Genomic DNA, 4,528 nt, shown 5'->3' on the forward strand with positions numbered 1-4,528 from the left:
GTATAAGAGACAGCATCCACAGAGCGCGAAACAGCCTCCGGGGCATGGCCTGGGTATTCGACACTGGGAGTGGGCTGGCCCCCCCGGGCGGGTGGGGACTGGGCGGCAACAACTTCATCGCCCGCCGCAGGGGCCGGCGCGATGGGGACGCGAATGCCCTCGGGTGTCACTGCCACATGTTCGACCTCGTCGTTGGAGACGAAGGCCGGTTTGTAGACGCCGTAGGGGCTCGCCTTGCCAGGTGGGGAGGTCATCGTGAAGCCCGGGTAGCCGGCGAGGGCCAGTTCCACGGCGGCGCCGCTGAAGGTGCGGCCGACCTTGTCCGGGTCCGGGTCGAGGACGGCGCAGCGGAGCAGCGCGGTGGCCTCTCCCTGGGTGGACGGGTCCGGCTTGGCGGTACCGATGAGCGTCCACTCGACGCCGGCCGGGCGGGCGTCGCCGAACGACGACTCCATCTGGGCCTTGGCGGAGTCGGCCTTGGCCTCGATGTCCAGGCCGGTGAGGACGAACGTCATCTCGTTGCGGTGGCCACCGAGGTGGTTCAAGCACACCTTGGTGGACGGCGGCGGCGGGACGCCCTGGACGCCGCCGATCCGCACCCGGTCCGGGCCGTCCTGCGCCAGCTCGATCGTGTCGAAACGCGTCGTCACGTCCGGGCCCGCGTACGACGGCCCGCCGATCTCGTACAGGAGCTGGGCCGTGACGGTCTCGACGGTCACGGCGCCGCCGGTCCCCTCGTGCTTGGTGATCACGCTGGAGCCGTCGGGATGGATCTCGGCGACCGGAAAGCCCGGGGTCGGCAGGCCCGGCGCCTTTACATTGTAGATTTCTTTGAAGAAGGCGTAGTTGCCGCCCGTGGCCTGCGCCCCGCACTCCAGGACGTGCCCGGCGGCCGTCGCGCCGGCCAGCGCGTCCCAGTCGTCGCGCGCCCAGCCGAAGTGCGCGGCGGCCGGGCCCACGACCAGGGACGCGTCGGTGACACGGCCGGTCACCACGACGTCCGCGCCGGCCCGCAGGCACTCGACGATGCCCCAGGCGCCCAGGTAGGCGTTGGCGGTGAGGGGCTGCCCGTAGCGCGCGTCCGCCAGGCCGAGCTCTTTCGCCCGCGCGAGCAGGTCGTCGCCTTCGACATGGGCGATCCGCACGTCGATCCCGAGGCGGCCGGCGAGTTCGCGCAACCGGTCGGCCAGGCCGCGCGGGTTCAGCCCGCCGGCGTTCGTGACGATCTTGGTGCCGCGGTCCGCCGCGAGCCCGAGCGACTCCTCCATCTGCCGCAGGAACGTCGCGGCGTACCCGGCGTCCGGGTCCTTCATCCTGCCGCGGCCCAGGATCAGCATCGTCAGCTCGGCGAGGTAGTCGCCGGTGAGGACGTCCAGCGGCCCGCCCTCCAGCATCTCCCGCACCGCCGAGAAGCGGTCGCCGTAGAAGCCCGAGGCGTTGCCGACCCGCAGCGGTTGGCTCATGGCCCGAACTCTTCCAGCCCCCACGATAAAAATCAATCGCGCATGATTGTTTCCTGCCGTGGTCATTTGGTTGACTGGAGAGCCACCGACCCGAGGACCCCATGACCGCCCAGGCACTCCCCCGCGAACCGCAGCAGGACCGCAGCCGCGCGACCCGGCGGCGCCTCCTGGAGGCCGCCATCGGCTGCCTCGCCTCGGTGGGCTGGGCGGGCACGACGGTGGCGGTGGTCGCCGAACGCGCGGGCGTGTCCCGGGGCGCCGCCCAGCACCACTTCCGGACGCGCGAGGAGCTGGTGACCGCGGCGGTCGAGTATGGCTCGGACGTGCGGATGGCCCGGATGCGCGAGCGGCTGGACGCGCTCGCCGACCACCGTCCGTCCACGCTGGACGTCGTCACCCTGCTCGGCGAGATGTACACGAGCGCCCTCTTCCGCGCCGCCCTCCAGCTCTGGGTGGCCGCCAGCTCCGACGACCAGCTCCGCGCGCAGGTCCTCCCCCTGGAGACCCGGGTCGGACGCGAGGCGCACCGCCTCACCGTCGAGGCCCTGGGCGCGGACGAGTCGGTCCCCGGCGTCCGCGAGACGGTCCAGGCGACCCTCGACCTCGTCCGCGGCCTCGGCCTGGCCGACCTCCTCACCGACGACTCGGCCCGCCGCACCCGCTTGCTGACCCAATGGGCCGCCACCCTCGACCAGGCCCTCGCGCCGGACACGCGTCCGTCCCGCCCCAGGTCAAGGGGTGAGGCGGGGTGAGAGCGGCAGCGCGCTAGGCCCTCGTGCGGGCCTGGAGGTAGAGGTCGCGGAGCAGGGCTATCTCGGCTCCGTGGTGGATGACCTCGCGGTTGATGTGCAGGACCAGCGTTGCGAGCGGGTAGTCCTGGTAAGGCGCCTCGGCGGGCCCGCTGGGTCGCGCCAGATCGTCCGGCCCGAGGCCGCGGACACCGTCCAGCCAGGCCGCGTAGCCCGCGTCTAGCTGGGCGAGCGCCTCGCCCGCCGAGCCCGCGTACCGGAACGACCCGTAGTCGACCGCCGGACCGCCGAAGTGCCCGGCCACCCGCATGCCGAAGACCCCCACGATGATGTGCCCCAGCCGCCAGGCGATGGACGTCACCGGGGCCGGGTCGGGCGCCGGATAGGCGAAGTCGATCACGTACTCGCCCGCCCCGGCGGCCATCGGGCTCGCCGCCTCGGCGCGCGGCCGGACGCTCCACCCTCCGGGCGCGGGCTCCCAGAAGTACTCGTCGTCGGTGAGCCCGTCCAGCCGCGGCCTCAACTGGTTGCGCCAGTGCCATTCGAGCTGGCCTGCGAGCTCATCGGTCCAGTCGATGCCCATTTCAGCAGCATAGGCGGATGCGCATCGGCCCGGTGGCCGGCGGCCGGGCCGTCCCTCCGGCACCGCATTAGAGTGGAGCGGTGACCTCCCTGCCGAAAGACCCGTCGCGGCTCATCGGCGATGCCGACCGCGACACGGCCGTGCAGCGTCTGCAGGACGCGTACGCCGAAGGGCACGTCTCGCACGCGGAGATGGACGAACGCCTCGACCAGGTGCTCGCCGCCAAGAAGCACGGTGATCTCGTGGCGGCCCTGGCGTCACTCCCGGAGGAGGACGCGCCCGCCACGTCCACGATCGCCGCCGCCGGCGGACGGATCCGGCGGCGCGGCGCATGGCGCGTACCGCGGTTCCTCAAGGTCGAGTCCGCGTTCGGGAGGGTGCACCTGGACCTGTCCCGGGCGGTCATCGAGCATCGGGCGGTCGACATCGAGTTGCAGCTCGGCACCGGCAGGGCGAAGATCACGGTGCCGCGCGACGCGGTCGTCGACGTCGACGACCTGACCGCCGGGTGGAAGGACTCCCACTACAAGGCTCCGCGGCGTCCCCGCCCCGGCGGGCCGAAGATCCGGATCTCCGGGGCCATGGGCTTCGGACGCTTGAAGATCCGCCACGCGCGGCGCTGACTCCCCCAGGATCCTCCCGGCCTCTTCGCCTCCGCCTCGCGTCTCCGCACGGCCTCCGGCATTCGACCGGGTTCCCGGACGGCCCCGCTCACTAACGAGCGGGGCCGTCTTCGGCCATTCTCCGCTGCGCACATTGACCGGACGCATTCTGGGCTCGAACCTGAACGCATGTTCAGAACAGACGTTCAGGAAGTACGGCCGCGGCGGGCGGCGGCGCGGTTTCCGGTGTCGTGCGAGGTCGCGGTGCTCGGCGGCGGGCTCGCGGGGATGGCGACGGCCGCCCGGCTGCAGGCGGCGGGCGTGTCCACGCTCGTCGTCGAGGCGCACGGGCACGTGGGCGGCTGCGCCGGGTACTACCGGCGGCGCGGCTTCTCGTTCGACGTGGGCGCGACGACGATGGTCGACTTCGAACCCGGCGGTGTCGGGGCCGAACTGCTCGCCGGGATCGGCATGGACCCGGTGCCCGGCGAGGCCCTGCCCGGCTATGTCGGCTGGCTGCCCGACCGGAAGGTGACCCTCCACCGCGACACCCGGGCGTGGCACCGCGAGCGGTTGCGCGTGCTGGGCGACGGCCCCGCGCACCGGGAGTTCTGGGCGCGGCTCGACCGGGTCGCGCAGGTGTTCTGGGACGCGAGCCGCGCCGGCGTGCGGCTGCCCATGCGCCGGCCGGCGGACGCGCTGCACAACCTGCGCGCACTCGGGCCCCGCGGCCTCCCGCTCGCCCGCCACGCGAACACCACCCTCGGCGAGGTGCTCGCCCGGCACGGCCTGCGCGACGACAAGCCGCTGGTCGGGTTGCTGTCGATGCTCGTGGAGGACACGGTGCACAGCACCGTCGACCGCGCCCCGCTGATCAACGCCGCCCTGGGCGTCACCATCCGCGGCGCCGGCCTCACCCGCGCGGACGGCGGGATGCGCGGCTTCTGGCGGCGTTTCCTCGCGCACTACCGCGGCATGGGCGGGCGGCTCCGCGTCGGCTGCCGGGCCGACCGGGTCACCGGACGGGACGGGGCGTTCGACGTCCACACGCGGCGCGGCGTCGTCCACGCGGAGCAGGTGGTGAGCGCACTGTCCGCCGCGACGACCGCCCGCGTCGTCCCCGCCCTCGCC

5 protein-coding genes are annotated in these 4,528 nt (G+C 73.2%); 3 read left to right on the plus strand and 2 right to left on the minus strand.

What is annotated here, in order from left to right; genetic code table 11:
• The coding region (locus E1293_RS44775) for an acyclic terpene utilization AtuA family protein (RefSeq protein ID WP_132205897.1) at positions 1 to 1,463 on the minus strand (1,463 nt) is incomplete at its 3' end.
• A 101-nt stretch (positions 1,464 to 1,564) separates the two neighbouring features.
• Here E1293_RS44775 and E1293_RS44780 point away from each other — a divergent pair.
• Positions 1,565 to 2,215: a TetR/AcrR family transcriptional regulator gene (locus tag E1293_RS44780; protein WP_132205899.1), complete on the plus strand. Its 651-nt coding sequence runs from the start codon at positions 1,565 to 1,567 to the stop codon at positions 2,213 to 2,215.
• A gap of 13 nt (positions 2,216 to 2,228) precedes the next feature.
• Here E1293_RS44780 and E1293_RS44785 read toward each other — a convergent pair whose 3' ends face one another.
• The gene (locus E1293_RS44785; RefSeq protein ID WP_207939500.1) at positions 2,229 to 2,795 is read right to left on the minus strand and encodes a DinB family protein; all 567 of its coding nucleotides are present in this window, start codon (positions 2,793 to 2,795) and stop codon (positions 2,229 to 2,231) included.
• Positions 2,796 to 2,875: 80 nt separating this feature from the next.
• Here E1293_RS44785 and E1293_RS44790 point away from each other — a divergent pair, with 80 nt between their 5' ends.
• The gene (locus E1293_RS44790; RefSeq protein ID WP_132205901.1) at positions 2,876 to 3,418 is read left to right on the plus strand and encodes a DUF1707 SHOCT-like domain-containing protein; all 543 of its coding nucleotides are present in this window, start codon (positions 2,876 to 2,878) and stop codon (positions 3,416 to 3,418) included.
• A gap of 168 nt (positions 3,419 to 3,586) precedes the next feature.
• The coding region (locus tag E1293_RS44795; protein ID WP_165978690.1) for a phytoene desaturase family protein at positions 3,587 to 4,528 on the plus strand (942 nt) is incomplete at its 3' end.

Source organism: Actinomadura darangshiensis (assembly GCF_004349235.1).
GTDB lineage: Bacteria > Actinomycetota > Actinomycetes > Streptosporangiales > Streptosporangiaceae > Spirillospora > Spirillospora darangshiensis.